This window comes from Corynebacterium suedekumii, assembly GCF_030252185.1.
Classification (GTDB): Bacteria; Actinomycetota; Actinomycetes; order Mycobacteriales; family Mycobacteriaceae; genus Corynebacterium; species Corynebacterium suedekumii.
Window position 1 is genome coordinate 1,932,126 of record NZ_CP126970.1, and the last position, 24,862, is coordinate 1,956,987.

General features: G+C 67.8%; 23 protein-coding genes and 2 pseudogenes. 22 read left to right on the forward strand and 3 right to left on the reverse strand.

Annotation, left to right across the window (positions count from 1 at the left end; translation table 11 throughout):
- The first annotated feature begins 202 nt into the window (after positions 1 to 202).
- The 19 genes and pseudogenes from rho to QP029_RS09795 all read left to right on the forward strand — a co-directional run bounded on the left by rho (position 203) and on the right by QP029_RS09795 (position 17,080).
- Positions 203 to 2,194, forward strand: coding sequence for a transcription termination factor Rho (rho, locus tag QP029_RS09705; protein WP_284874114.1), 1,992 nt, complete (start codon positions 203 to 205; stop codon positions 2,192 to 2,194).
- Positions 2,194 to 3,267: a peptide chain release factor 1 gene (gene prfA / locus QP029_RS09710; RefSeq protein ID WP_284874115.1), complete on the forward strand. Its 1,074-nt coding sequence runs from the start codon at positions 2,194 to 2,196 to the stop codon at positions 3,265 to 3,267. Before rho ends, prfA begins: the two co-directional genes overlap by 1 nt.
- A gap of 1 nt (position 3,268) precedes the next feature.
- Positions 3,269 to 4,095: pseudogene (gene prmC / locus QP029_RS09715) on the forward strand (peptide chain release factor N(5)-glutamine methyltransferase).
- Positions 4,096 to 4,131: 36 nt separating this feature from the next.
- Positions 4,132 to 4,791, forward strand: coding sequence for an L-threonylcarbamoyladenylate synthase (locus QP029_RS09720; RefSeq protein WP_284874116.1), 660 nt, complete (start codon positions 4,132 to 4,134; stop codon positions 4,789 to 4,791).
- A complete protein-coding gene (locus tag QP029_RS09725) occupies positions 4,792 to 5,961 on the forward strand; it encodes a glycosyltransferase family 4 protein (protein WP_284874117.1) in 1,170 nt (389 codons plus the stop codon).
- Between the two features lie 47 nt (positions 5,962 to 6,008).
- Positions 6,009 to 6,476 carry a Cg1360 family ATP-synthase-associated protein gene (locus QP029_RS09730; protein WP_284876219.1) on the forward strand — a complete coding sequence of 156 codons (468 nt, stop codon included), beginning with the start codon at positions 6,009 to 6,011 and terminating at the stop codon, positions 6,474 to 6,476.
- Positions 6,477 to 6,970: 494 nt separating this feature from the next.
- A complete protein-coding gene (atpB, locus tag QP029_RS09735; RefSeq protein ID WP_284874118.1) occupies positions 6,971 to 7,768 on the forward strand; it encodes a F0F1 ATP synthase subunit A in 798 nt (265 codons plus the stop codon).
- A 97-nt stretch (positions 7,769 to 7,865) separates the two neighbouring features.
- A complete protein-coding gene (locus QP029_RS09740) occupies positions 7,866 to 8,120 on the forward strand; it encodes an ATP synthase F0 subunit C (protein WP_284874119.1) in 255 nt (84 codons plus the stop codon).
- Positions 8,121 to 8,157: 37 nt separating this feature from the next.
- Positions 8,158 to 8,730: a F0F1 ATP synthase subunit B gene (locus QP029_RS09745; RefSeq protein WP_284874120.1), complete on the forward strand. Its 573-nt coding sequence runs from the start codon at positions 8,158 to 8,160 to the stop codon at positions 8,728 to 8,730.
- Positions 8,731 to 8,735: 5 nt separating this feature from the next.
- The gene (locus tag QP029_RS09750) at positions 8,736 to 9,551 is read left to right on the forward strand and encodes a F0F1 ATP synthase subunit delta (protein WP_284874121.1); all 816 of its coding nucleotides are present in this window, start codon (positions 8,736 to 8,738) and stop codon (positions 9,549 to 9,551) included.
- Between the two features lie 65 nt (positions 9,552 to 9,616).
- Positions 9,617 to 11,259: pseudogene (gene atpA, locus QP029_RS09755) on the forward strand (F0F1 ATP synthase subunit alpha).
- 57 nt (positions 11,260 to 11,316) lie between these two features.
- Positions 11,317 to 12,294, forward strand: a complete 978-nt coding sequence (locus tag QP029_RS09760; RefSeq protein ID WP_284874122.1) for a F0F1 ATP synthase subunit gamma — start codon at positions 11,317 to 11,319, stop codon at positions 12,292 to 12,294.
- A gap of 3 nt (positions 12,295 to 12,297) precedes the next feature.
- Entirely contained in the window at positions 12,298 to 13,743 is a 1,446-nt protein-coding gene (atpD, locus tag QP029_RS09765) for a F0F1 ATP synthase subunit beta (RefSeq protein ID WP_284874123.1), read from the forward strand.
- Between the two features lie 12 nt (positions 13,744 to 13,755).
- Positions 13,756 to 14,127, forward strand: a complete 372-nt coding sequence (locus QP029_RS09770; protein WP_284874124.1) for a F0F1 ATP synthase subunit epsilon — start codon at positions 13,756 to 13,758, stop codon at positions 14,125 to 14,127.
- Between the two features lie 220 nt (positions 14,128 to 14,347).
- Positions 14,348 to 14,812 (forward strand): DUF2550 domain-containing protein, encoded by a 465-nt coding sequence (locus QP029_RS09775; protein ID WP_284874125.1) that lies wholly within the window; start codon positions 14,348 to 14,350, stop codon positions 14,810 to 14,812.
- Between the two features lie 21 nt (positions 14,813 to 14,833).
- A complete protein-coding gene (nucS, locus tag QP029_RS09780) occupies positions 14,834 to 15,526 on the forward strand; it encodes an endonuclease NucS (protein WP_284874126.1) in 693 nt (230 codons plus the stop codon).
- Positions 15,527 to 15,835, forward strand: coding sequence for an Rv1322 family protein (locus tag QP029_RS09785; protein WP_284874127.1), 309 nt, complete (start codon positions 15,527 to 15,529; stop codon positions 15,833 to 15,835).
- Positions 15,836 to 15,851: 16 nt separating this feature from the next.
- On the forward strand, positions 15,852 to 16,157 hold the full coding sequence (locus tag QP029_RS09790) for a thiamine-binding protein (RefSeq protein ID WP_284874128.1): 306 nt from the start codon (positions 15,852 to 15,854) through the stop codon (positions 16,155 to 16,157).
- A 5-nt stretch (positions 16,158 to 16,162) separates the two neighbouring features.
- Complete coding sequence (locus QP029_RS09795) at positions 16,163 to 17,080, forward strand: tetratricopeptide repeat protein (protein ID WP_284874129.1); 918 nt, start codon at positions 16,163 to 16,165, stop codon at positions 17,078 to 17,080.
- On the opposite strand, the gene QP029_RS09800 is transcribed toward QP029_RS09795, so the two are convergent.
- Positions 17,077 to 17,433 (reverse strand): ArsR/SmtB family transcription factor, encoded by a 357-nt coding sequence (locus tag QP029_RS09800; RefSeq protein WP_284874130.1) that lies wholly within the window; start codon positions 17,431 to 17,433, stop codon positions 17,077 to 17,079. The genes QP029_RS09795 and QP029_RS09800 overlap by 4 nt on opposite strands.
- An 89-nt stretch (positions 17,434 to 17,522) precedes the next feature.
- Here QP029_RS09800 and arsB point away from each other — a divergent pair, with 89 nt between their 5' ends.
- Complete coding sequence (gene arsB, locus QP029_RS09805; protein ID WP_284874131.1) at positions 17,523 to 18,596, forward strand: ACR3 family arsenite efflux transporter; 1,074 nt, start codon at positions 17,523 to 17,525, stop codon at positions 18,594 to 18,596.
- Positions 18,597 to 18,636: 40 nt separating this feature from the next.
- Here arsB and glgB read toward each other — a convergent pair whose 3' ends face one another.
- Both glgB and QP029_RS09815 read right to left on the reverse strand, forming a co-directional pair.
- Positions 18,637 to 20,841, reverse strand: a complete 2,205-nt coding sequence (gene glgB, locus QP029_RS09810; protein ID WP_284874132.1) for a 1,4-alpha-glucan branching protein GlgB — start codon at positions 20,839 to 20,841, stop codon at positions 18,637 to 18,639.
- 146 nt (positions 20,842 to 20,987) lie between these two features.
- Positions 20,988 to 23,009: an alpha-1,4-glucan--maltose-1-phosphate maltosyltransferase gene (locus QP029_RS09815; RefSeq protein ID WP_284874133.1), complete on the reverse strand. Its 2,022-nt coding sequence runs from the start codon at positions 23,007 to 23,009 to the stop codon at positions 20,988 to 20,990.
- A 93-nt stretch (positions 23,010 to 23,102) separates the two neighbouring features.
- Between QP029_RS09815 and QP029_RS09820 the strand changes: the two genes are divergently transcribed.
- On the forward strand, positions 23,103 to 23,957 hold the full coding sequence (locus tag QP029_RS09820) for an ABC transporter ATP-binding protein (protein ID WP_284874134.1): 855 nt from the start codon (positions 23,103 to 23,105) through the stop codon (positions 23,955 to 23,957).
- Between the two features lie 100 nt (positions 23,958 to 24,057).
- Positions 24,058 to 24,861, forward strand: a complete 804-nt coding sequence (locus tag QP029_RS09825) for an NUDIX hydrolase (RefSeq protein WP_284874135.1) — start codon at positions 24,058 to 24,060, stop codon at positions 24,859 to 24,861.
- Position 24,862: the final 1 nt, after the last annotated feature.

Here is a 24,862-nt window from a genome sequence, read left to right on the forward strand (position 1 = left end):
TTGTCGTTCCGGCTCGGTCTGATCACTTTCTCCACGCCCGGCTCCGTGTCACCACGGCCGCCGGTGACCCCCGTCGCCACGCCGGCCACCTGCGGTCACCGCGGACGGACGCGTCGAGTCGACCAACTCCACACATGCTTTCAGCCGTGCGCGAACCGCACGAGGACACCTCCGCAGCTGATGAAGCAACGAAAGGACATCCGTGACTGATACGGACAACGCCACCGCAGGATCCACCGCGGGAGACGGCGGCCAGAACCTCTCCTCCCTCAAGCTCACCGAGCTGCGCAAGCTCGCCGCTGACAAGGGACTCAAGGGAGTGTCCGGCCTGCGCAAGGGCGACCTGATCACGGCCATCCAGACCGGCTCCGTGCCGCCGAAGGCCCGCGCCGTCGCCGCCGAGGCCGCCGCCGACCAGGCCCCGGACGCCGAGCAGGGCGAGCAGCCGAAGAACGAGAAGCCGCAGCGCCAGCGCCGCGAGCGCACTGAAGACACCGGGCGTGACGACGATCGCCCGAACACCGACGTCAACGCCGGCGACAACTCCGGCGATCAGGGCGGGGACACCGACGACAGCGGTGAGCAGCGCTACGAGTCCCGCTCCGCCGCCCGCCGTGCCCGCCGCAACCGCGCCCGCCACAACCAGCGCGAGGAGGGCGGCCAGCAGGACAACCGCCGCGATGACCGCGACGAGCAGTCCGGCCAGCGGGACGACCGCCGGGACGACCGCCGGGATGACCACGGCAACCGTGATGACCGGGACGGCCGGAACGACCAGGACGACCGTGACAACCACAGTGACCGGGGCGACCGCGGTGACCGCGGTGACCGTAATGATCGCGGCGACCGTAACCAGGGCGGCAACAACAACCGCAACGACCGCAACGACCGCAATAACAACGACGGTGAGGGACGCCGGGGGCGTCGCAACCGTCGTAACCGCCGCAATCGCGGTGGCGACCAGCACGACGGTGGGAACCAGCAGCACCAGAACAACCAGCACGATCAGCAGCATGACGCCGCTGATCTGCAGGACGTCGCCGGCATCCTCGACGTGGTGGACAACAACGTCGCCTTCGTGCGTACCACCGGCTACCACCCGTCGCCGGCGGACGTCTACGTCAACAACCAGCTCGTGCGCCGCTTCGGCCTGCGCTCCGGTGACGCGGTCACCGGCCAGGTGAAGATGGGTGCCCAGCAGCAGCACGGCCAGGGCCGCAACAAGCAGAAGTACAACCAGCTGGTGCGCGTCGACTCGGTCAACGGTCTGACGGTGGAGGAGTCGCGCAACCGCCCCGACTTCAACAAGCTCACCCCGCTGTACCCGAACCAGCGGCTGCGTCTGGAGACGGATCCGCGGATCCTCACCACCCGCGTCATCGACCTGATCATGCCGATCGGCAAGGGGCAGCGTGCGCTCATCGTCTCGCCGCCGAAGGCCGGTAAGACGACGATCATGCAGAACATCGCCAACGCGATCTCCACCAACAACCCGGAGTGCCACCTCATGGTCGTCCTCGTGGACGAGCGTCCCGAGGAGGTCACGGACATGCAGCGTTCCGTCAAGGGGGAGGTCATCGCCTCCACCTTCGACCGTCCGCCGTCAGAGCACACCGCCATCGCGGAACTGGCCATCGAGCGGGCGAAGCGTCTGGTGGAGCAGGGCAAGGACGTCGTCGTCCTCCTCGACTCCATCACCCGTCTGGGCCGTGCGTACAACAACTCCTCACCGGCGTCGGGCCGCATCCTCTCCGGTGGTGTGGACTCCAACGCGCTGTACCCGCCGAAGCGTTTCCTCGGTGCCGCCCGCAACATCGAGAACGGCGGCTCGCTGACCATCATCGCCACCGCGATGGTGGAGACCGGTTCCGCCGGTGACACCGTCATCTTCGAGGAGTTCAAGGGCACCGGCAACGCCGAGCTCAAGCTCGACCGCAAGATCTCCGAGCGTCGGGTGTTCCCGGCGGTCGACGTCAACCCCTCCGGCACCCGTAAGGACGAGCTGCTGCTCGTCCCGGAGGAGGCGCGCATCATGCACAAGCTGCGTCGCATCCTCTCGGCGCTGGATCCGCAGCAGGCCATCGACCTGCTGATCAAGCAGCTGAAGAAGACCAAGTCCAACGGCGAGTTCCTCATGCAGGTCGCATCGAGCGCGCCGATGGCCGCCGACAAGGATGAGGAGGAGTACTCCTGATGGCGAACACCGTTTCCGCCGTCGACGACATCGTCTCCGAGTACCAGGGCATCGAGGCCCAGATGGCCGACCCGGAGACCGCCGGCGACCAGACACTGTTCCGCAAGCTGTCGAAGCGCTACGCGGAACTGCAGCCGATCATCAACGTCAACAACCGTCTCGTGCAGGCCCGCGCCGACCTGGCCGACGCCCAGGAGATGGCCCACGAGGACCACGAGTTCAAGGCCGAGGCCGAACGCCTGGAGGCCGAGACGGTGGAGCTCGAGGAGCAGCTCGCGGACCTGCTGGCCCCGCGTGACCCGCATGACGCCGACGACGTGATCATGGAGATCAAGGCCGGCGCCGGTGGCGAGGAGGCCGCGTTGTTCGCCGGCGATCTGGCTCGGATGTACGAGCGTTACGCCGACAAGCACGGCCTGACGTGGGAGGTGCTCGGCCTGTCCGAGTCCGACCTCGGCGGAGTCAAGGACATGACCTTGTCCTTCCGGGCGAAGAACCCGGGTCGGGACGGGGCGTGGAGCGTGCTCAAGTTCGAGGGCGGCGTCCACCGCGTGCAGCGGGTGCCCGTCACCGAGTCGCAGGGCCGCATCCAGACCTCCGCGGCCGGCGTCATGGTCTTCCCCGAGACCGATGAGCCGGGTGCCGTGGAGATCGACGAGAAGGACCTGCGCGTCGACGTCTACCGGTCCTCCGGCAAGGGTGGCCAGGGCGTCAACACGACCGACTCGGCCGTGCGCCTGACCCACCTGCCCACCGGCATCGTGGTCACCTGCCAGAAGGAACGCTCCCAGATCCAGAACAAGGCGCGTGCCATGCAGGTCCTGCAGGCCCGCCTCGAGCAGATGGAGCGCGAGAAGGCCGACGCCGAGGCCGCTGAGGGGCGTGCCGCACAGGTGCGCACCATGGACCGCTCCGAGCGCATCCGCACCTACAACTGGCCGGAGAACCGCATCAGCGACCACCGCATCGGGTTCAAGGCCAACAACCTCGACTCCGTCCTCGACGGCAACCTCGACGACCTGTTCACCGCCCTCCAGGCGGCGGAACGTGCCGAGCGCCTCGAGACCGAATAGCGTGCACCTGCGGGTCGCGCTTGTCGACGCCGCCGCCCGCCTCACCGCGGCCGGCGTACCGTCGCCGCAGGTCGACGCCCGGCTCATCGCCGCGCACCTGCACGGCGTGGGCACCCTCGACCTGCACGGCATCGACACGGTGCCGGACGGGTTCTGGGCGGCGGTCGCCCGCCGGGAGGCCGGGAACCGCTCCAGCACATCCTCGGCACCGCCCCCTTCGGCCCGCTCGACCTGGCCGTGGGCCCCGGCGTGTTCATCCCGCGTCCGGAGACCGAGGTCCTCGCGGACTGGGGCGTGCGGCAGCTGACGGGGGTCGAGAGCCCCCGGGTCGTCGACCTGTGCACCGGGTCCGGTGCCCTCGCGCTCTACGTCGCCGATGCGTGCCCGGGTGCGGAGGTGGTGGGCGTCGAGAAGCAGTCGGCGGCGCTGGAGTGGGCGCGGCGCAACGCCGCCGGCACCACCGTGTCCGTGATCCAGGGGGACGTCACCGATGCTGACACGCTGGGGGAGTGGCACGGCACCGTCGACCTGGTGCTCACCAACCCGCCGTACGTGCCGCTGACCGACGACCTGGACCCGGAGGTCTACGCCGACCCGCCCGAGGCCGTCTTCGGCGGCGCCTCCGGCATGGACGTCATCGACCGCATGCTCCCGCTCGTCCACCGCCTGCTGGTCCCCGGCGGGCTGGTGGGCATCGAGCACGACGACACCACCTCCGACACCGTCCAGTCGGCCGTGCGCGCCCACGGTGGTTTCGGGGACATCGCGGTCCTGCACGACCTGACCGGTCGGGCCCGCTTCGTCACGGCGAGTAAGCTGACCAACTGACACACGCCACCGAGAACATTGTGAGGTCGCCAGAAGATGAGTCGCATCTACTCCTGCGCCGATGAGGCCACCCGTGCCGAGGGCATGCGCGCCGCCGTCGACGCCGCCCGCGGCGGACGACTGGTCGTGCTGCCCACCGACACCCTCTACGGCCTGGGCTGCGACGCCTTCGACAACGCCGCCGTGGCGAACCTCCTGGCCACCAAGCACCGCGGCCCCGACATGCCGGTGCCCGTCCTCGTCGGGTCCTGGGACACCGTCAAGGGCCTGGTCCGCGAGTTCACCCCGCAGGCCGAGGCCCTCGTCGAGGCGTTCTGGCCCGGCGGGCTGTCCATCGTCGTGCCCCAGGCACCCTCCCTGCCGTGGAACCTCGGGGACACCCGTGGCACCGTCATGCTGCGGATGCCGCTGCACCCGGTGGCCATCGAACTGCTCCGCGAGGTCGGCCCCATGGCCGTGTCCTCGGCCAACATCTCCGGCCACGAGCCGCCCACCACCGCCATCGCCGCCAAGCAGCAGCTCGGCTCCGCCGTCGCCGTCTACCTCGACGGCGGCGAGACGCCGGTGGGCAAGCCGTCGACCATCATCGACCTCTCCGGCCCCGCCCCCCGCATCCTCCGCGAAGGAGCGATCACCGCGGAACGTCTCGGCGAGGTTCTGGGTGTCCCGGCCGAGACCCTGCGGGGAACCACCTAGATGGGGGCAGGCGTCCCGCTGCGCGAACTGGGTCTGGTGCTCCTCGTCGCCGCGGCGATCACCTACCTGGCCACCGGCATCATCCGCTCGATCATGGTCCGCTCGGGCCGGGTCGCCGAGATCCGGCAGCGCGACGTCCACACCCAGCCCACCCCACGTCTCGGTGGGGTGGCGATGTTCTCCGGCTTCCTCGCCGCCGTCTTCCTCGCCGCCCAGCTCCCGGCCCTGACCCGCGGATTCATGCCGGTCACCCCGGAGATGAACGCGGTCATCTGGGCGGCGTTCGCCATCGTCGTCGTCGGCGTGCTCGACGACCTCTACGAGCTCGACGCGATCACCAAACTCATCGGCCAGCTGCTCTCCGCCATCCTGCTCAGCGTCCTCGGCCTGTCCTGGACCCTGCTCTACCTGCCCGTCGGCGACGGCACGACCGTGGTGCTCGACCAGGTGCTCTCCACCATCGTCACCACCGTCTTCACCGTCGCCCTGGTCAACGCCATCAACTTCGTCGACGGTCTCGACGGCCTCGCCGCCGGCCTGGGCATGATCGCCGGCGGCGCGATCCTCGTGTTCTCGCTGACCGTCCTCCACGACCAGGGCGGGGCGGTCTCCGCCTACCCGCCCGCCATCATCGCCGCCGGCCTGGTCGGCATCTGCCTGGGCTTTCTGCCCCACAACTTCGAGCCCTCCCGCATCTTCATGGGCGACTCCGGCTCCATGCTCATCGGACTGCTGCTGGCCGCGGCGTCGACCTCCGCGTCCGGCAAGATCAACATGTCGCTCTACGGCGCCGCCGACCTCGTCGCCCTCATGAGCCCGGTCATCGTCGTCATCGCCGCCATCTTCGTGCCGGTCCTCGACCTCGTGCTCGCGGTCGTCCGACGGCTGTCCCGGGGCACATCGCCGTTCTCCGCCGACAAGATGCACCTGCACCACCGGCTGCTCTCCCTCGGCCACACCCACCGCCGCACGGTCCTGGTCCTCTACCTGTGGGTCAGCGTCGTCGCCTTCGGTGCCGTGAGCTTCTCCGTCGTCCCCGCCCGCGTGGCGTTGGCGACCACGATCATCGCCCTCATCGTCGCCTTCGTGGTCACCCTCATCCCCCTGCGGGCCGGAAAGCTCGGCCGCCGCGACACCGGGACCCACGTGGTGGTCCGGCAGGACCCCTGAGCGTGAGTGAGGTGGGGGAGGGCAGGCCGGAGGACACAGCAGGTAGGATGCCGTGGGTGACCACCACACCAGCCTCCCACACGCCCGATCCGACCCCGACCCCGGAGACCTCGGAGTTCGACGATCCCCGCCGCCCGCTGCTGCGCGCCCTGCGCTTCGGCACCGTCGCGCTGGCTGTGATCACCATCGCCTCCCTGGTCATCTGGGGAGCCACCCGCGACCTCCCGGGCATCTGGGGCGTACTCATCGGTGCCGCCATCGGCGGCGGCTTCGTGCTGCTCACCGCCGTGAGTGTCCTCATGACCTCCGGCACCGACGCCGGCACCACGGGCCTCGTCGTCCTCGGCGGGTGGCTGCTCAAGATTATCGTCCTGCTCGTCGTGCTCTTCCTCCTGCGCGGCATGGACTTCTACGACCCGCTCGCCCTCCTGGTGACCACCGTCGTCGCCCTGCTCGTCGTCCTGGCCACCGAGGTGTGGGGCGTGGTCACCGCGCGGGTGACCTACATCAACTGATCCGCCCGGACACCCCGGGGAGGGTGCCGGCATGATCCGCAGCGGGGGGAGTGCCGGGGCCACAACGGGGGTGGACGGAGGAGGAACCGGTCATTCCGTCCCTCAGGTCACCCCCGTCGGAGGTAGATGCACCCTCGGTGTGACAGACCTTACAGCGCGGGAAAACACCCGTTGAGGGGCGGTTTCCGCACGTGGGGCCGACGGGGTTGGGTTCGGGGGAGAAACACCTTCGGGCCGCATGGGAGAAACAACTAACCGGCTGATAGGCTGTCCTGCGGGCAACCCCGGCACGCTAGTTGAGTTTCCAGTTGAGATACTTCGATGGACTCTCGCCTTCCGGTCTGTGGTTCATCCCCTGTCATCGCCTCGCTGATGTGCGACGGAGTCCGTGGTGATGGCAGAAGAGTTTTTCAGACGTCCATCGCACCGTGCAGGACTTGACCTTCCTCACGGCCCGAACACGGGAGAGAACGCTGAGCGTTACAACACTGTCCATGAAGGGTGAATTCCACGCACCCGACCTGGACTCCGAATTTTTCCCGGGGCAAACTTACGGCCACATCCTGTTCGACGATGTCGCAAACGGATGGTTCGCACTGGACCGACTGATGCTCGTCCGCCTGCTCATGGCGGCGATCCTCGTGGTCCTTTTCCTTGTCGCCTTCCGGAACCCGAAGCTGGTTCCGTCGGGCCTGCAGAACTTCGCAGAACTCGCCATGGATTTCGTCCGGGTCCACATCGCGGAGGACATTCTCGGGAAGAAGGAGGCACGCCGGTTCCTGCCGGTCATCGCCACCATCTTCTTCGGTGTCCTCTTCTGGAACATCCCGACGATCATTCCGGGTCTGAACATCTCGCCTAACGCGCGTATCGGCATGCCGATCGCGCTGGCGATCCTGGGCTACATCACGATGATCTACGCCGGCTCCAAGCGTTACGGATTCGGCAAGTTCCTCAAGTCCTCGGTGGTCATCCCGAATCTTCCGCCGGCACTCCACATCCTGGTCGTGCCGATCGAGTTCTTCTCGACGTTCATCATGCGTCCGGTCACTCTCGCGCTTCGTCTCATGGCGAACTTCCTCGCGGGACACCTGATCCTGGTTCTGCTGTACTCCGCCACGAACTTCTTCTTCTGGCAGCTCAACGGCTGGACCGCCCTGTCGGGTGTGACCATCATCGCGGCGATCGCATTCACGCTCTACGAGTGCATCATCATTTTCCTGCAGGCGTACATCTTCGCCCTGCTGGTCTCGGTGTACATCGAACTGTCGTTGCATGCGGACTCGCACTGACAAGTCGCGGACCTCGCGGCCAACTGAATAACCCCACAGAAACACCACTGCAAGACCCGGCGAACTTCACCGGGCACCAAGAAAGGGAACGACTTTCATGAACGAGATCATCCTGGCTCAGACCGAGACCGTCGCCGCCGCAACCCCGCACCTCGGCGCCATCGGCTACGGCATCGCCACCATCGGCCCGGGCCTGGGCATCGGCATCCTCGTCGGCAAGGCTCTCGAGGGCATGGCTCGCCAGCCCGAGATGGCCGGCCAGCTGCGTACCACCATGTTCCTGGGCATCGCCTTCGTCGAGGCCCTGGCCCTCATCGGCCTGGTCGCCGGCTTCCTGTTCACCAGCCTCTAATTCCGAGCGGGCACCACACCTTTAAGACTGGAGACTCATGACGAACGTCATTTTCTACCTTGCGGCAGAGGCGGGTGAAACCCTCCCCATGGAGGGCGGCAACTCCATCCTGCTCCCCAAGGTCTACGACATCGTCTGGTCCATCATTCCGCTCGCAGTCATCCTGTTTATCTTCTGGAAGTTCGTTCTTCCGAAGTTCCAGGAGGTCCTGACCGAGCGTGAGGACCGGATCAAGGGTGGCATTCAGCGTGCCGAGGCCGCACAGGCCGAGGCCAAGGCCGCACTTGAGAAGTACAACGCGCAGCTCGCCGAGGCGCGTGCCGAGGCAGCCGAGATCCGTGAGCAGGCCCGCGAGAAGGGCAAGCAGATCGAGGCTGAGATGAAGGCACAGGCAGCCGAAGAGAGCAACCGCATCATCGCGTCCGGTGAGAAGCAGCTGCTGGCCCAGCGTGAGCAGGTCGTCGCAGAGCTTCGCCAGGAGATGGGACAGAACTCGATCAACCTGGCCGAGCGCCTGCTCGGTGGCGAGCTTTCCGACGCCACCAAGCGCTCCGGCACGATTGACTCGTTCCTGTCCGAGCTCGACACCGTGGCACCGGCAGGAAAGTGAGCGCCATGCACGCAGCGAGCCGCGAAGCACTAGCACAGGTCGAGTCCTACCTGGACAACCTCGTCCAGGGTTCGGACAACACCGTCGCCGTGTCCGCACAGACCGGCACTGAACTGTTCGACGTCGTCGACGCCCTCGACAGCGACCGTGGCCTCCGGGTCGCCGTCGCCGAGGCCGCCGCCGAGCCCGAGCAGCGCACGGGACTGATCCAGGCCGTGTTCGGTGGCAAGGTCTCCGACAGCACCCTCTCGGTGCTGCGCGAGGCCGCCCACCGCACCTGGTCCACCCCGCGTGAGTTCCGTACCGGTCTGGTCTCCCTCGGACGTCGCGCTCTCCTGCGCGGCGCCGAGAGCCAGGGCCAGCTGGGTCAGGTCGAGGACGAACTGTTCCGCCTGTCCCGTCTCCTGGACCGGGAGGAGCTGACCCAGCTCCTCTCCGACAAGACCACGGATGCGCAGCGCAAGCGCGGCCTGCTGGCGAGCGTGCTCTACGGCAAGGTGTCGATGTTCACCGAGGCGCTCGCGCTTCAGGTCATCGGCCGCCCGGAGCACAACCCGATCGACGACATCGCGAACCTGGTCGACCGTGCAGCAGCGCTGCAGGGCCGGTCCGTTGCGCAGGTCGTCACTGCGGAAGAGCTGAACGAGGGCCAGCAGGCGGCGCTCGCCGACAAGCTGGGACGAATTTACGGTCGTGCGATGTCCATCCATTCTGAGGTTGACCCCAGCCTCCTCGGTGGCATGACCATCCGCGTTGACGACGAGATCATCGATGGCAGTACGGCGGGCAAGCTCGCCCGGCTGCGCGCGAACCTCGTCTAGTACACGTAGTACACGACAAAAAAGAAATAGTAATGCTGGAAGATACAACCGAGAGCAGGAAGAACATGGCGGAGCTGATGATCTCCTCCGATGAGATCCGTAGCGCGATAGCGAACTACACCTCGAGCTACTCCGCGGAGGCCTCCCGTGAGGAGGTCGGCGTGGTCATTTCGGCAGCTGACGGTATTGCCCAGGTTTCGGGCCTCCCGTCGGTCATGGCGAATGAGCTGCTCGAGTTCCCGGGCGGCGTCATCGGCGTCGCACAGAACCTCGACACCGACTCTGTCGGCGTCGTGGTCCTGGGCAACTTCGAGTCCCTCAAGGAGGGTGACGAGGTCAAGCGGACAGGTGAAGTCCTGTCCATTCCGGTCGGCGAGGCATTCCTCGGCCGAGTAATCAACCCCCTGGGTGAGCCGATCGACGGCCTCGGCGCCATCCCGGCCGAGGAGAACCGTGTCCTCGAGCTGCAGGCACCGTCGGTGCTGGATCGTCAGCCCGTCGAGGAGCCGATGGCCACCGGCATCAAGGCCATCGACGCGATGACCCCGATCGGCCGTGGTCAGCGTCAGCTGATCATCGGTGACCGTAAGACCGGCAAGACCGCGGTCTGCATCGACACCATCCTCAACCAGAAGGCGAACTGGGAGTCCGGCGACAAGACCAAGCAGGTCCGCTGTGTCTACGTCGCCATCGGTCAGAAGGGCTCGACCATCGCGGCGGTCCGCAAGACCCTCGAGGAGCAGGGCGCCCTGGAGTACACCACGATCGTGGCTGCTCCGGCCTCCGACTCCGCCGGCTTCAAGTGGCTCGCACCGTTCGCCGGTGCCGCCCTGGCTCAGCACTGGATGTACCAGGGCGCCCACGTCCTGGTCATCTACGATGATCTGACCAAGCAGGCCGAGGCCTACCGTGCGATCTCGCTGCTGCTGCGCCGCCCCCGGGCCGCGAGGCCTACCCGGGTGACGTGTTCTACCTGCACTCCCGTCTGCTGGAGCGCGCCGCAAAGCTCAACGACGAGCTGGGTGCCGGTTCCATCACGGCCCTGCCGATCATCGAGACCAAGGCGAACGACGTGTCGGCCTTCATTCCGACCAACGTCATCTCCATCACCGACGGCCAGGTCTTCCTGGAGTCGGACCTGTTCAACCAGGGCGTCCGCCCGGCCATCAACGTCGGTGTCTCCGTCTCCCGTGTCGGTGGCGCCGCGCAGACCAAGGGCATGAAGAAGGTCGCAGGTTCCCTGCGTCTGGATCTCGCCGCCTACCGTGACCTCGAGGCCTTCGCCACCTTCGCGTCTGACCTGGACGCCGCGTCCAAGGCCCAGCTCGAGCGTGGCCAGCGCCTGGTCGAGCTGCTCAAGCAGGCCGAGAACGCACCGCAGGCCGTCGAGTACCAGATCATCTCGATCTGGCTCGCCGGCGAGGGCGTCTTCGACGTCGTTCCCGTCGAGGATGTCCGTCGCTACGAGACCGAGCTGCACGAGTACCTGCGGGCCAACACCCCGGGTGTCTACGACCAGATCGCCGGTGGCCAGGTCCTGTCGGACGAGTCCAAGGAGGCCCTGCTGGCCGCCAACGACGAGTTCGCCCGCTCCTTCCAGACCACCGAGGGTCACTCCGTCATCAACGAGCCGGAGGTCGACGCACTCGACGGCTCCGAGGTCAAGAAGACCCAGCTCACCGTCTCCCGTAAAACGGCCAAGAAGTAGGGCCTCGATGCCTTACCCAGTAACCGTTTACTACACAGAAGGGGAGGAGTGTGAACCATGGCTAATCTTCGCGAACTGCGGGACCGGATCCGGTCCGTCAACTCGACTAAGAAGATCACCAAGGCTCAGGAGCTGATCGCGACCTCGCGTATCACCAAGGCCCAGGCCCGGGTGGAGGCATCCGTGCCCTACGCCCACGAGCTGACCAACGTGATGAACCGCCTGGCGGCCGCGAGTTCCCTCGACCACCCGATGCTCCATGAGCGCGAGGACGGCAAGGTCGCCGCGATGCTCGTGGTCACCTCGGACCGCGGCATGGCCGGCGGTTACAACCACAACGTGCTGAAGAAGGCCGCCGAGCTGCAGAAGATGCTCGAGGAGGCCGGGTACGAGGTCGTCCGTTACGTCACGGGTGGCAAGGGCGTCGGCTACTACAAGTTCCGTGACGAGTACGTCGCGGGCGCGTGGACCGGTTTCTCCCAGGATCCGTCCTGGGAGTCCACCCACGATGTCCGCCGCCACCTCATCGACGGCTTCACCGCGAGCTCCGAGGGCGAGGCCAAGTACCGCGAGGGTCTCAACACCGACGGCTCGCCGATCCGAGGCTTCGACCAGGTGCACGTCGTGTACACCGAGTTCGAGTCGATGCTCAGCCAGGTGCCCCGTGCACACCAGCTGCTGCCGGTCGAGCCCGTCATCGAGGAAGAGAACTACGACGCAGGCGAGAGCCTGCAGGACACGGCCGACGGCGCCGTGGGCCCCGACTACGACTTCGAGCCGGACGCCGACACCCTCATGGATGCGCTGCTGCCGAAGTACGTCTCTCGTCGTCTGTTCGCCATGTTCCTCGAGGCCTCGGCCGCCGAGTCGGCATCGCGACGCAATGCGATGAAGTCTGCGACTGACAACGCGACCGAGCTGGTCAAGGACCTCTCGCGCGTGGCCAACCAGGCCCGTCAGGCACAGATCACCCAGGAAATCACAGAGATCGTCGGTGGCGCTGGCGCGCTCGCCGAAAGCGGAGAAAGTGACTAGAAAATGACTAACGCTCTCGCAGAGCAGAACGCACCGCAGGCGTCCACCGCCGGCCGTGTCGTGCGCGTCATTGGACCGGTCGTCGACGTGGAATTCCCGCGCGGCGAGCTGCCGGCCCTGTACAACGCGCTGACTGTCGAGGTCACCCTCGAAGCAGTCGCCAAGACCATCACCCTCGAGGTCGCCCAGCACCTGGGTGACAACCTCGTCCGTACCGTCTCCATGGCCCCGACCGACGGCCTCGTCCGCGGTACCCAGGTCGTGGACTCGGGTAAGCCGATCTCCGTCCCCGTCGGTGACGTCGTCAAGGGCCACGTGTTCAACGCCCTCGGTGACTGCCTCGACGAGCCGGGCCTCGGCCGTGACGGCGAGCAGTGGGGCATCCACCGCGACCCGCCGCCCTTCGACCAGCTCGAGGGCAAGACCGAGATCCTCGAGACCGGCATCAAGGTCATCGACCTGCTGACCCCGTACGTCAAGGGCGGCAAGATCGGCCTGTTCGGCGGTGCCGGCGTGGGCAAGACGGTGCTCATCCAGGAGATGATCACCCGTATCGCCCGCGAGTTCTCCGGTACCTCCGTGTTCGCCGGCGTCGGCGAGCGCACCCGTGAGGGCACCGACCTCTTCCTCGAGATGGAGGAGATGGGCGTTCTCCCGGACACCGCGCTCGTGTTCGGCCAGATGGATGAGCCGCCGGGAGTCCGTATGCGCGTGGCCCTGTCCGGTCTGACCATGGCGGAGTACTTCCGCGATGTGCAGCACCAGGACGTGCTGCTGTTCATCGACAACATCTTCCGTTTCACCCAGGCCGGCTCCGAGGTCTCGACCCTGCTGGGTCGTATGCCCTCCGCCGTGGGCTACCAGCCCACCCTGGCTGACGAGATGGGTGTGCTCCAGGAGCGCATCACCTCGACGAAGGGTAAGTCGATCACCTCGCTGCAGGCCGTCTACGTGCCCGCCGACGACTACACTGACCCGGCCCCGGCCACCACCTTCGCGCACCTCGACGCCACCACCGAGCTCGACCGTGGCATCGCCTCGAAGGGTATCTACCCGGCCGTGAACCCGCTGACCTCGACGTCTCGTATCCTCGAGCCGTCGATCGTCGGTGAGCGTCACTACGCCGTCGCGCAGCGTGTCATCGGCATCCTGCAGAAGAACAAGGAACTCCAGGACATCATCGCCATCCTCGGTATGGACGAGCTGTCCGAGGAGGACAAGATCACCGTGCAGCGTGCACGTCGCCTGGAGCGCTTCCTGGGCCAGAACTTCTTCGTCGCGGAGAAGTTCACCGGTCTGCCGGGCTCCTACGTGCCGCTGGAGGACACCATCGTGGCCTTTGAGCGCATCTGCGACGGCGAGTTCGACCACTACCCCGAGCAGGCCTTCAACGGCCTGGGTGGCCTGGATGACGTCGAGGCCGCCTACAAGAAGATCACCGAGAAGTAAGGGGAGACGCACATGGCTGACATCACCGTGGAACTGGTCTCCGTGGAGCGCATGCTCTGGTCCGGCGAGGCCAGCATCGTCACCGCGCAGACCACCGAGGGTGAGATCGGCGTGCTGTCCGGTCACGAGCCCATGCTCGGCCAGCTGGTCGAGAACGGCGTCGTGACCATCCGCCCGACCGACGGCGACAAGCTCGTCGCCGCGGTCCAGGGTGGTTTCCTCTCCGTCTCACCGGAGAAGGTCACCATTCTCGCGGATCACGCGGTCTGGGCCGACGAGGTGGACTCCTCGTCCGCCGAGTCCGACCTGCAGGCCGAGGACGAGAGCACTCGTCAGCGCGCCGAGGCCGGTCTCAAGGCCGTCCGCCGGAAGGCCGAGGCCTGACCCTGGGCACCGCCTCTTCCTCTCACACCGCACCCGCCGTCCTCTCCGGAGCCGGCGGGTGCGGTGTTTTCCGCGTATCGACGCCCGCCCCACCCACCACCGCAGGTACCTGACGGCATCCTTAACACCCATTGGGAAATGGGGTGGGCGGGGTCTAGGATTGAGCGTTAACAAACTGTGACACTTCAGTGGCAGGCCGTATTCGGAAGGAGCGCTCCCTTTGGACCTCATCAACTGGGTCATCCTCGTGCTCATCATCCTGGCCATCGCCCTGGCCGTGTGGCGTTTCCTCACGCTGCGGCCCCGGGGCACCTCGGTGGTCATGCGTCGCCTGCCCGCCAGCGGGACCCACGGCTGGCGTCACGGCACTGTCCGCTACGACAACGGCAACCTCGAGTACTACAAGCTCCGTTCCCTGTCGCCGCGCGCTGATCTGGTGATCAGCCGCGGCGACCTCGTCTTTCATGAGACCCGTCCGATGAGCGACCGGGAGGCCGCCTTCATGTCCCCGGGGCTCACCGTCGCCAGCATCAGCGACGCGCACACCGACTACGAGATCGCCCTCGACCGGCGCGGTCTCATGGCCCTGACCGCCTGGGTGGAGTCCGCCCCGGACGCCCGGCAGGAGCGGGTGGACATCAAGCGGCTGCGCGAGCGCATCACCCGGGGGCGCAACGGCAGGTAGTCCCCGGCTACCCTGTAAGCCATGCGTCTCGTCATTGCCCGTTGTTCCGTCGACTACGTCGGACGACTCGAAGCACACCTCCCGTTGGCCGACCGGCTGCTGATGATCAAGGCCGACGGTTCGGTCTCCATCCACGCCGACGACCGGGCGTACAAGCCGCTCAACTGGATGACCCCGCCGTGTTCGCTCGTCGAGCAGTCCATCACGGACGCCGACGACGAGGACACCGGTGATCTGCTGTGGATCGTGGAGAACCCCAAGGGCGAGCAGCTGCGCATCACCATCGAGAAGATCCACCACGAGACGTCCGTCGACCTCGGGGTGGATCCCGGCCTCGTCAAGGACGGCGTCGAGGCGCACCTGCAGGAGCTGCTCGCCGAGCACATCACCACCCTCGGCGACGGCTACGAGCTGGTACGCCGCGAGTTCCCCACGGCCATCGGCCCGGTGGACCTGCTGGCCCGGGACGCCAGCGGCGCGACCGTGGCGGTGGAGGTCAAGCGTCGCGGCGGGATCGACGGCGTCGAACAGCTGACCCGCTACCTCGACCTGCTCAACCGGGACGAGCTGCTGCGGCCGGTGGCCGGGGTGTTCGCCGCCCAGGAGATCAAGCCGCAGGCCCGCACGCTGGCCGAGGACCGTGGTATCCGCTGCGTGACCCTGGACTACCAGGAGCTGCGGGGGATCGAGTCGAACGAACTCCGGTTGTTCTAGATGCCCAGGCGGAACCGCCCCGGGCGGAAGGGTGGGCGTCGAGAAGCGAAGGCCGCACCGCGGCCCCTGCCCAGGGACGGCGCGGCCTACTACGGCACCCAGGTGGTCGACGGCCCGCGGTGGGCCCACGGGGAGCCGTACCTGTTCCGTCACATGGGGGCGGCCGCGGCGACGAAGTTCTACGTCTGTCCCGGGTGCAACCAGAACATCCCGCCCGGGGTGGCCCACATCGTCGCGTGGCCGAAGGATTCGGGCCGGGGAGCGGACGATCGCCGGCACTGGCACCGGCCGTGCTGGGACCGACGCTGACGAGTACCCTGGACGCATGATCATCGCCTTTTCTGTTGCCCCAGCTGTGACGGAGACCCCCGACGCGGAGATGGCCGACGCCGTCACCGAGGCCGTGCGCATCGTGCGCGAATCGGGTCTGCCGAACGAGACCAACGCCATGTTCACCCTCGTCGAGGGGGAATGGGACGAGGTGATGGACGTGGTCAAGCGCGCCACCGACGCCGTCGTCGCCGTGTCCCCGCGGGTCTCGTTGGTCCTCAAGGCGGACATCCGGCCCGGGCACACCGACCAGCTGCACCAGAAGGTCGCCGCCGTGGAGTCGCGCCTGCAGGGAGGGTGAAGTAGATGACCACCCCGCACCGTTACGTCTCCGGAGCCATCGACCTGGCGGAGGTCAAGGCCCGCGCCGAGGCCCGGGACCAGGCCGCCACCGCTCCGGCAGGGGTCGGCGGGATCGCCCCCTTCCTCACCGTCACGGCGGAGAACTTCGAGGCCGAGGCCGTGCGCCGCTCCCTCGAGGTTCCCGTGGTCATGCTTATCGGCACCTCCCGAAGCCCCACGTCTGAACAGCTCAGGGCGGACCTGCAGGACATCGCGGCGGCCGGCAACCTCGCCTTCGTCGTCGGTTACGTCGACGCCGACGCCACCCCCGAGGTCGCCCAGGCCTTCGGCGTCCAGGCCCTGCCCACCGTCGTGGCACTGGCGGCCGGCCGGCCGGTCACCCAGTTCGAGGGTGCGCAGCCGAAGGAGGTCGTCCAGAACTGGGTGGACACCCTCGTCGAGCAGATCGCCCCGCAGCTGCAGGGTCTGCAGCAGACGGCGGGGGAGGAGGGCCCGGCGGAACCGGAGGATCCGCGTCTCGACGCCGCGATCGCGGCCCTCAACGCCGGCGACTTCGATGCGGCGATCGCCACCTACGACGAGATCCTCGCCGCCGAGCCCGACAACCGGGAGATCGCCCAGGCCCGGGACACCGCCCGCCTGCTCAAGCGCCTCAACCCTGCCGAGCGGACCGAGGACCCGGTTGTCGCGGCGGACGCGGACCCGACGGACGTGGACAAGCAGTTCGACGCCGCGGACGCCGAGGTGGTGGCCGGCGCCCCGGAGCGGGCCTTCGACCGGCTCATCGCGCTCATGCTCACCCAGGCCGGTGACGAGAAGACCCGCGTCCGGGATCGCCTGCTCGAGCTCTTCGCGCTTTTCGACGCCGCCGACCCCCGCGTCGGCGCCGCGCGGACGAAGATGGCCAGCGCTCTGTTCTAGTCCATCTGCAGGACCGTGCGCAGCTCGGCGAACAGGTCGGGCAGCACACGGTACTGCATCATCCGGCCCACCCGGGTGCTCTCGAGCAGGCCCGCCTCCGTGAGCTTCTTCAGGTGGTGGGACACGGTCGGCTGGCCGAGTCCGAGCAGCTCCGTCAGGTCGGAGGCGGTCACCGGGTCACAGCCTTCCTCGGCGATGGAGGAGAGGATCCGCAGCCGGGCGGGGTCGGCGAGCACCTTGAACAGGGTGGCGTAGCGTCCGGCCTCCTCCGCGGTGAGGGGGCCCGACCCGAGGGAACAGCATGCCGAGAGATCGGTGATCGGGAGGATGGTGGGCCGGGCAGCGGTGCTCATGTCCTCCAGCATAACCCGGCCGGTTGACGAATGTTGACACGTCGACTAACTTCCATATCGATAACCATCGAACTATGGAGAGGTCACCGATGACCCCGAACGGGCCCGAGGGCATGTCCCTGCTGGACCGGTGGGCGCCCGCCTGGGTGTTCATCGCCATCGGCGTCGGCCTCGTCATCGGCCGCGAGATCCCCGGCATCCCCTGGGCGCTGATGTCCCTCGAGGTCGCCGGTGTGCCCCTGCCCATCGCCGTCGGGATGTTCCTCATGCTCATCCCCCCGCTGGCCAGGCTCCGCCTGGATCAGCCGACGGAGATCGGGGAGAACCCGCCGATACTCATCCTCGCGGGGATCCTCACCTGGGTCGTCGGCCCCGCCCTCATGTTCACCCTCGCCTGGATCTTTCTGGGAAATCAGCCGGCGATCCGGGACGGGCTCATCCTCCTCGGCCTGGCGCGCTGCCTGTCCCTGGTGCGGGTGTGGACCGATCTGGCGGACTGCGACCGGCGACTCACCGACACCCTGGTGATGCTCAACGCCTCGGTCCAGTTGGCCCTGTTCGCCCTGCTCGGCTGGTTCTATCTCGAGCTGCTGCCGAGGTGGCTGGGACTTCCGCACCCCGGCGACGTACCCTTCTTCACCATGCTCGGCTCCGTGCTGGTGTTCCTCGGCATTCCCATGCTCCTGGGCATCCTCACCCGGATCCTCGGCGAATCACTCCGGGGTCGCGACTGGTACGAGAAGGAGGTCCTGCCGCGGATGGCTCCCTGGACCATGATCGGACTGCTCTACACCGTCGTGCTCATCTTCAGCATGCGGGGCCTGGAGACACACACCCGACCGGGGTTGCTGGTGGACCTGGCGGTTCCCCTGGCCATCTACTTCGCCGTCATGGTGCTGCTCGGGGTGTTTCTCTCCCGTGCCCTCGGCCACGGCTACGGCCCGTCCGTGTCGGTGGGTTTCGTCGCGGCCGGCCCCAACACGGCGATGGTCATGGCGGTCACGGTGGGGACGTTCGGGGCGGCCTCCGACCAGGTGCTGGCGGCGGCCGTGGGCCCCCTCATCGAGGTGCCGGTCTTCCTCGCGCTGGTCTACTTCGTGCTGTGGGCGGGGCCGAAGCTCTTCCGGAGAGAAACGGCGACCCCCGGCCACCCCGGGAGATGATGCCGGGGGTGCGCCGGGGGTGTCGATAAGCCGGGGTGGATCAGCCCACCCAGCGGTACCACTGCACGGAGTTGGCGGGGACCGTCAGCGTGAGGGAGTCCTCGAAGCCGTCCCATCCGCCGCCGTTGGTGGACACGGTGTGCGGGAGATCATTGCCCGCACCGGCGTACTTGGCGTCGTCGGTGTTGAGCACCAGTTCCCAGCGGCCGCCGCGGGGGCTGCCGAGGGTGTAGTCATTGTGCGTGGCGCCGGAGAGGTTGACCACGGCAAGCACGGCGGACCCGTCGTTTCCCCAGCGGACGTAGGCCAGCAGGTTACGGGAGGCGTCGTCGCCCTTGATCCACTGGAAGCCGGACTGCTCCGAATCCTGGGAGTGCAGCGCCGGAATCGCCCGGTAGGTCCAGTGCAGGTCCTTGACCAGCTGCTGGATACCCCGGTGGAACTCGCTGCCCCAACCCTCCAGATTGGACCAGTCGATGGAGAAGGCCTCGTTCCACTCACCGGTCTGACCGAACTCCTGGCCCATGAACATGAGCTTCTTGCCCGGGTGGGAGAACATGTAGCCGAACAGGGCACGCAGGCCCGCGGCCTTGTTCCAGTCATCGCCCGGCATCCGGCCCCACAGCGAACCCTTGCCGTGGACGACCTCGTCGTGGCTGAAGGGCAGGACGTAGTGCTCGGAGTACTGGTAGATCATGGAGAAGGTGATCGCGTTGTGGTGGTACTCGCGGTGCACCGGGTCGAGCTTGAAGTACTCCAGGGTGTCGTTCATCCAGCCCATGTTCCACTTGAGGCTGAAGCCCAGCCCGCCGTGGTCGGTGGGGGCGGTGACGCCCGGCCAGGAGGTCGACTCCTCGGCGATGGTGAGCACGCCGGGGTGGGCGCGGTGGACGGTGGCGTTCATCTCCTGGAGGAACTGCACGGCGTCCAGGTTCTCGCGGCCGCCGTACTCGTTGGGTAGCCACTCACCCTCCTCGCGGGAGTAGTCGAGGTAGAGCATGGAGGCGACGGCGTCGACGCGGAGACCGTCGATGTGGAACTCCTCGATCCAGTACAGCGCGTTGGCGACGAGGAAGTTGCGGACCTCGTTGCGGCCGAAGTCGAAGACGTAGGTGCCCCAGTCCTTCTGCTCGCCACGGCGCCAGTCGGCGTGCTCGTAGAGGGCGGGGCCGTCAAAACGGGCCAGCGCCCAGTCATCCTTGGGGAAGTGCGCCGGGACCCAGTCCACGATGACGCCGATGCCCCGGTTGTGGAACGCCTCGATCAGCGCCCGCAGCTCGTCCGGGGAACCCCAGCGGGCGGTGGGGGCGTAGTAGCCGGAGACCTGGTAACCCCAGGAGCCGCCGAAGGGGTGCTCGGCCACCGGCATGAACTCCACGTGGGTGTAGCCCTGCTCGGCGACGTAGTCGACCAGCTCGGTGGTCAGTTCCTTGTACCCCTTGCCGATCTTCCACGAGCCCAGGTGGACCTCGTAGATCGACATCGGCTCGGTGAGGATGTTGCGCTCCGAACGGGAGCGGATCCAGTCCCCGTCGGTCCAGTCGTAGCGTGAGTCCACGACCACCGAGGTGGTCTCCGGCGGCGCCTGGGTCGCCTTGGCCATCGGGTCCGCCTTGTCCCGGCGGTGACCCTCCTTGGTCTGGATGGCGAACTTGTAGGTGGTGCCGGCGAGCAGACCGGGGATGAAGATCTCCCACACACCGGAGGAACCCAGCGAACGCATCGGATACTGGTTCGGGTTCCAGCCGCAGAAGTCACCCACCACCGCGACGCCCTCGGCATTCGGGGCCCACACGGCGAACGCGGTGCCCTCGACGGTGCCCAGGGCGGTCTCGTAGGAGTGGACGTTCGCGCCCAGGACGTCCCACAGGCGCTCATGACGGCCCTCGGCGATCAGGTGCATGTCCAGGCTGCCGAGGGTGGGCAGGAAGTGGTACGGGTCGGCGACGATGACGGGATCCGCCTCCGGCCAGGTGATCCGCAGCCGGTAGTCCGGGGCGTAGATGTCCGGCAGGCCGAGCACCCAGATGTCGTCGCCGACCGGGGTGGCGGCCATCTCCTCGCCGTGGATGAGCACCTCCACAGCGGTGGCACCGAGCTGACGGGTGCGGATGACCGATCCGCCCTCCACCGCATGCCAGCCGTAGAAGTCGTGCGGTGCGTGGTGGCTGCAGCTGCGCAGACGTCCCAGGTCCAGGTCGGGAATGAGCAGGGCGTGGTCGATGCCGTCACGGGCGTCGTGCATGGGTGGTCCTCACGGGTGGATGGTCGGTCAGGTCTGTATATATTTCACTGGGGCGGATGCGCCTGGCACCCGCCTGTCACACAATCGACGCTACCCGAGTGCGACCGGCGGGTGAGGCGGTTCGCTCTCCCGGGGGCGGGGCGGGGTCAGGCCCGGTAGTCCTCGACCCGACGCCAGGCCAGGGCCTCGCGGCGTTGCTCCGGCACGGTCGGCAGGACCAGGACGTGCGCGACATCGAGGGTGGGGACGAGGCGGACGAAGTTGCGCTCCCCCCACGTCCAGGTGGCCCCGGTGACGGCGTCGGTGACGCCGTAGCTGGCGCCCGGCTGCTGCCCGATCGCGGGCAGGTCCACGGTGATCGTGCCCTCCTGGGCGTTGCGCGGGTCGAGGTTGACCACGACGAGCACGGCGTTGCCGGTGACGGCGTCGACCTTGGAGTAGGCGAGCAGCTGGTCGTTGTCCACGTCGTGGAAAGTGAGGTTGCGCAGCTGCTGCAGTGCGGGGTTCTCCCGGCGGATGTCATTGAGCAGGGTGAGGTAGGGCTCGAGGGAATCCCCCGAGGACAGGGCCGCGGCGAAGTCGCGGGGGCGCAGCTCGTACTTCTCCGAGTCGAGGTACTCCTCGGAGCCCGGGGCGACGGCCTGGTGCTCGTAGAGTTCATAACCGGAGTACACGCCCCACAGCGGGGACATGGTCGCGGCCAGGGACGCCCGGATGGCGAACATGGCCCGGCCACCGGTCTGCAGGGACTCGTGGAGGATGTCCGGGGTGTTGACGAACAGGTTCGGGCGGGAGATGTCGGCCGCATCCCGGATCTCCGAGGCGAACTCGGTCAGCTCCTGCTTGTCCGTCTTCCACGTGAAGTAGGTGTAGGACTGAGAGAACCCGAGCTTGGCCAGGCCGTAGAGGCGGGCCGGGCGGGTGAACGCCTCGGCGAGGAAGATGACGTCCGGGTCGGTCTCGTGGATCCGGGCGATGAGCCACTGCCAGAAGTTCGCGGGCTTGGTGTGCGGGTTGTCCACGCGGAAGGTGCGCACGCCCAGGTCGGTCCAGTACTTGACCACCCGGTAGACCTCGTCGTAGATCGCGGTCGGGTTGTTGTCGAAGTTGATGGGGTAGATGTCCTGGTACTTCTTCGGTGGGTTCTCGGCGTAGGCGATGGTGCCGTCCGCCAGCTCGGTGAAGAAGTCACGGTGGTCGCGGGCCCACGGGTGGTCGGGGGCGGCCTGCAGGGCCAGGTCGAGGGCGACCTCCAGGCCCAGTTCCTCGGCGCGGGCCAGCAACGCCCGGAAGTCCTCGACGGTGCCCAGCTCGGGGTGGACGGCGTCGTGGCCACCGTCGGCGGAGCCGATCGCCCACGGGGAGCCGACGTCGGTGGCGTCCGGGGTGAGGGTGTTGTTGCGGCCCTTGCGGTTGACCTCACCGATGGGGTGGATCGGCGGGAAGTAGACGGTGTCGAAGCCCATGGCGGCGACCCGGTCGAGCGCCTGCGCGGTGGTGGCGAAGGTGCCGTGGACGGGCCTGCCCTGCTCGTCGCGCCCGCCGGTGGAGCGGGGGAACAGCTCGTACCAGGAGTTGACCAGCGCGTCGCGCCGTTCGACGGAGATCTCGCAGATCGGGCCGTGGACCAGCAGGTCACGCAGCGGGTACTCGGCGAGGATGCCGGTGACCTCGTCGGACAGGGCCAGCTCGACGCGGGCGTCGACGTCCCGGTCACCTGCGCGGAGGCCTACCGCGGCCTCCCGCAGGCGGGGGGCGACGTCGGCCGGGGCCTGGGCCGCCGCCCGGTCGAACAGGTCCGCGCCGTGGGCCAGGTCATTGGCCAGCTCGGCCGCGCCCTGCCCGGCGCCGCGCTTCTTGGTCACGGCGTTGCGCCAGGTGGCGAACACGTCCGACCAGGCGTCGACCCGGAAGGTCCACGTGCCGGGGGCGTCCGGGACGAACACCCCGTGGACGCGGTCCTGGTTAAGCGGCTCCGGGGTCATCTGGATGGCCACCGTCTCGGCCCCGCCGGGGGAGATGACGTTGAGGGTGGCCGAGACCGCGTCATGGCCCTCCCGCCACACCAGGGCGGTGACGGGCACGACCTCGCCGACGACGGCCTTCGCGGGGTACAACCGTCCGGAGATCTGGGGGCGGACGTCATCGATTCCGAGTCGACCTGTCATTGTGGTTCACCTTCCACGTCGGGGGCTGCAGATACCCCCTGAAGCCTAGTGCAGCTGTGTCACTTTCACCGGGGACAACGGGAATCGGCCACAATGGGGGGCGTGACTGACAACGCTGATGAGTTCGCTGACGAGTTCAATGAGGACCTGCTGGTCGATTTCCGGGACGTCACCTTCCGGCGTGGGGGCCGCACCCTCGTCGGGCCGGTGACCTGGCAGGTTGAACTGGATGAACGGTGGGTGATCATCGGCCCCAACGGTGCGGGCAAGACGACCCTGATCCGGATGGCAGCGGCGGAAGAGTTCCCGTCGAGCGGTACGGCGTTCGTCATGGGGGAGCAGCTGGGGCGGACCGACATGCGGGACCTGCGCTCCATGATCGGAATCTCCTCCTCCGCCCTGGGCAACCGCATCCCCGCCGGGGAGAAGGTCGGTGACCTCGTCGTCTCCGCCGGGTACGCCGTCCTCGGCCGCTGGCGGGAGGAGTACGAGGAGATGGACTTCGACCAGGCCGTGGACACCCTCGAGCAGGTCGGCGCGTACCACCTCATGGACCGCGAATGGGGCACTCTGTCGGAGGGCGAGCGCAAGCGCGTGCTCATCGCCCGGGCGCTGATGGCGAACCCGGAGCTGCTCATCCTCGACGAACCGGGCGCGGGCATGGACCTCGGTGGCCGCGAGGATCTCGTCGGCTACCTCGGGGACCTGGCGATGGACGCGGATGCCCCGGCGATCGTGATGATCACCCACCACGTGGAGGAGATCCCCTTCGGCTTCACCCACGCCCTCCTGCTCGATGAGGGGCAGGTGGTCGCCCAGGGGCTCATCGACACGGTGATGACCAGTGAGAACCTCTCCCGCACCTTCCACCAGCCCATCGACGTGGCCAAGATCGGCGACCGGTTCTTCGCCCGCCGGATCCGCCCGGGCGGGAACCACCGGCGCTGAGAGCCCTGAACGTCCCTAGACTGTCACTGAGCTCACCCGGGCTCTCCCGGCGGAATACCATCCTCCGCCCATCACGCACCTTGAGGAGGTGACCGGCACCGTGGCACACCAGGGCGCCCCCACGGGCTATGACCAGGCCCGCCTGGCCACGACCGTCATCCTCGTCCGTGACGCCCCCGACGGGCTGCAGGTGTGGGCGCAGGAGCGGGTGTCCACGATGCGCAACTACCCCGGGATGACCGTGTTCCCGGGCGGGGGAGTGGACCGCCGGGATTTCCCCTCCGGGGACTGGGACCACAGTGCCCTGTGGACGGGTCCGTCGGTCGATGACATGGCCGACCGGCTCGGCCTCAACCCGGAGCAGGCCCACGCGGTGGTCTTCGCCGCGGTCCGGGAGCTGTTCGAGGAGACCGGCACGCTGCTCGCCGTCCACGAGGACGGCACCGCCATCGGGGACGCGAGCCCGTACCACGCCGACCGGATGGCGTTGACCTCCCACGAGAAGTCGCTCACCGACGTCCTCAGTGAGCGCTGCCTGCGGGTGCGCTCCGATCTGCTCAGCCCCTGGGCCCGCTGGGTCGGGGGCTGGCGCAACCAGCACTGGTTCGACACCGTCTCCTTCATCGCACTCGCCCCCGCCGGGCAGGACCCCGACGGGGACACCAGCGAGGCGGATGACGCCGGCTGGTTCCCGCCGCAGCTGCTGCTCGACGGCTGGGCCCACGGCCTGGTCCGCATGGCCATCCCGACCTGGGCGCAGATGCGCTTCCTCGCCGCCTACCCCACGGCCCGGGAGGCGATGGCGGCCGCCGACTCCATGGACCTCAACCCGGTGGTCGGGGACCCGGTGGATGACCCGCGCTTCGCCGAGTACTTCCACACCCGCCGGATCGACCGGATCTGAC

Bases quoted from the DNA above. Each gene is read 5' to 3' on its own strand.
- atpD (WP_284874123.1), top strand. From the start codon at position 12,298: ATGACTAACGCTCTCGCAGAGCAGAACGCACCGCAGGCGTCCACCGCC.
- glgB (WP_284874132.1), bottom strand. From the start codon at position 20,841: ATGCACGACGCCCGTGACGGCATCGACCACGCCCTGCTCATTCCCGAC.
- QP029_RS09760 (WP_284874122.1), top strand. From the start codon at position 11,317: ATGGCTAATCTTCGCGAACTGCGGGACCGGATCCGGTCCGTCAACTCG.
- nucS (WP_284874126.1), top strand. From the start codon at position 14,834: ATGCGTCTCGTCATTGCCCGTTGTTCCGTCGACTACGTCGGACGACTC.
- QP029_RS09725 (WP_284874117.1), top strand. From the start codon at position 4,792: ATGGGGGCAGGCGTCCCGCTGCGCGAACTGGGTCTGGTGCTCCTCGTC.
- QP029_RS09770 (WP_284874124.1), top strand. From the start codon at position 13,756: ATGGCTGACATCACCGTGGAACTGGTCTCCGTGGAGCGCATGCTCTGG.
- QP029_RS09745 (WP_284874120.1), top strand. From the start codon at position 8,158: ATGACGAACGTCATTTTCTACCTTGCGGCAGAGGCGGGTGAAACCCTC.
- QP029_RS09820 (WP_284874134.1), top strand. From the start codon at position 23,103: ATGGGGGGCGTGACTGACAACGCTGATGAGTTCGCTGACGAGTTCAAT.
- QP029_RS09790 (WP_284874128.1), top strand. From the start codon at position 15,852: ATGATCATCGCCTTTTCTGTTGCCCCAGCTGTGACGGAGACCCCCGAC.
- QP029_RS09800 (WP_284874130.1), bottom strand. From the start codon at position 17,433: ATGAGCACCGCTGCCCGGCCCACCATCCTCCCGATCACCGATCTCTCG.
- arsB (WP_284874131.1), top strand. From the start codon at position 17,523: ATGACCCCGAACGGGCCCGAGGGCATGTCCCTGCTGGACCGGTGGGCG.
- QP029_RS09750 (WP_284874121.1), top strand. From the start codon at position 8,736: ATGCACGCAGCGAGCCGCGAAGCACTAGCACAGGTCGAGTCCTACCTG.
- QP029_RS09720 (WP_284874116.1), top strand. From the start codon at position 4,132: ATGAGTCGCATCTACTCCTGCGCCGATGAGGCCACCCGTGCCGAGGGC.
- QP029_RS09785 (WP_284874127.1), top strand. From the start codon at position 15,527: ATGCCCAGGCGGAACCGCCCCGGGCGGAAGGGTGGGCGTCGAGAAGCG.
- QP029_RS09740 (WP_284874119.1), top strand. From the start codon at position 7,866: ATGAACGAGATCATCCTGGCTCAGACCGAGACCGTCGCCGCCGCAACC.
- prfA (WP_284874115.1), top strand. From the start codon at position 2,194: ATGGCGAACACCGTTTCCGCCGTCGACGACATCGTCTCCGAGTACCAG.
- QP029_RS09795 (WP_284874129.1), top strand. From the start codon at position 16,163: ATGACCACCCCGCACCGTTACGTCTCCGGAGCCATCGACCTGGCGGAG.
- QP029_RS09730 (WP_284876219.1), top strand. From the start codon at position 6,009: ATGCCGTGGGTGACCACCACACCAGCCTCCCACACGCCCGATCCGACC.
- QP029_RS09815 (WP_284874133.1), bottom strand. From the start codon at position 23,009: ATGACAGGTCGACTCGGAATCGATGACGTCCGCCCCCAGATCTCCGGA.
- atpB (WP_284874118.1), top strand. From the start codon at position 6,971: ATGAAGGGTGAATTCCACGCACCCGACCTGGACTCCGAATTTTTCCCG.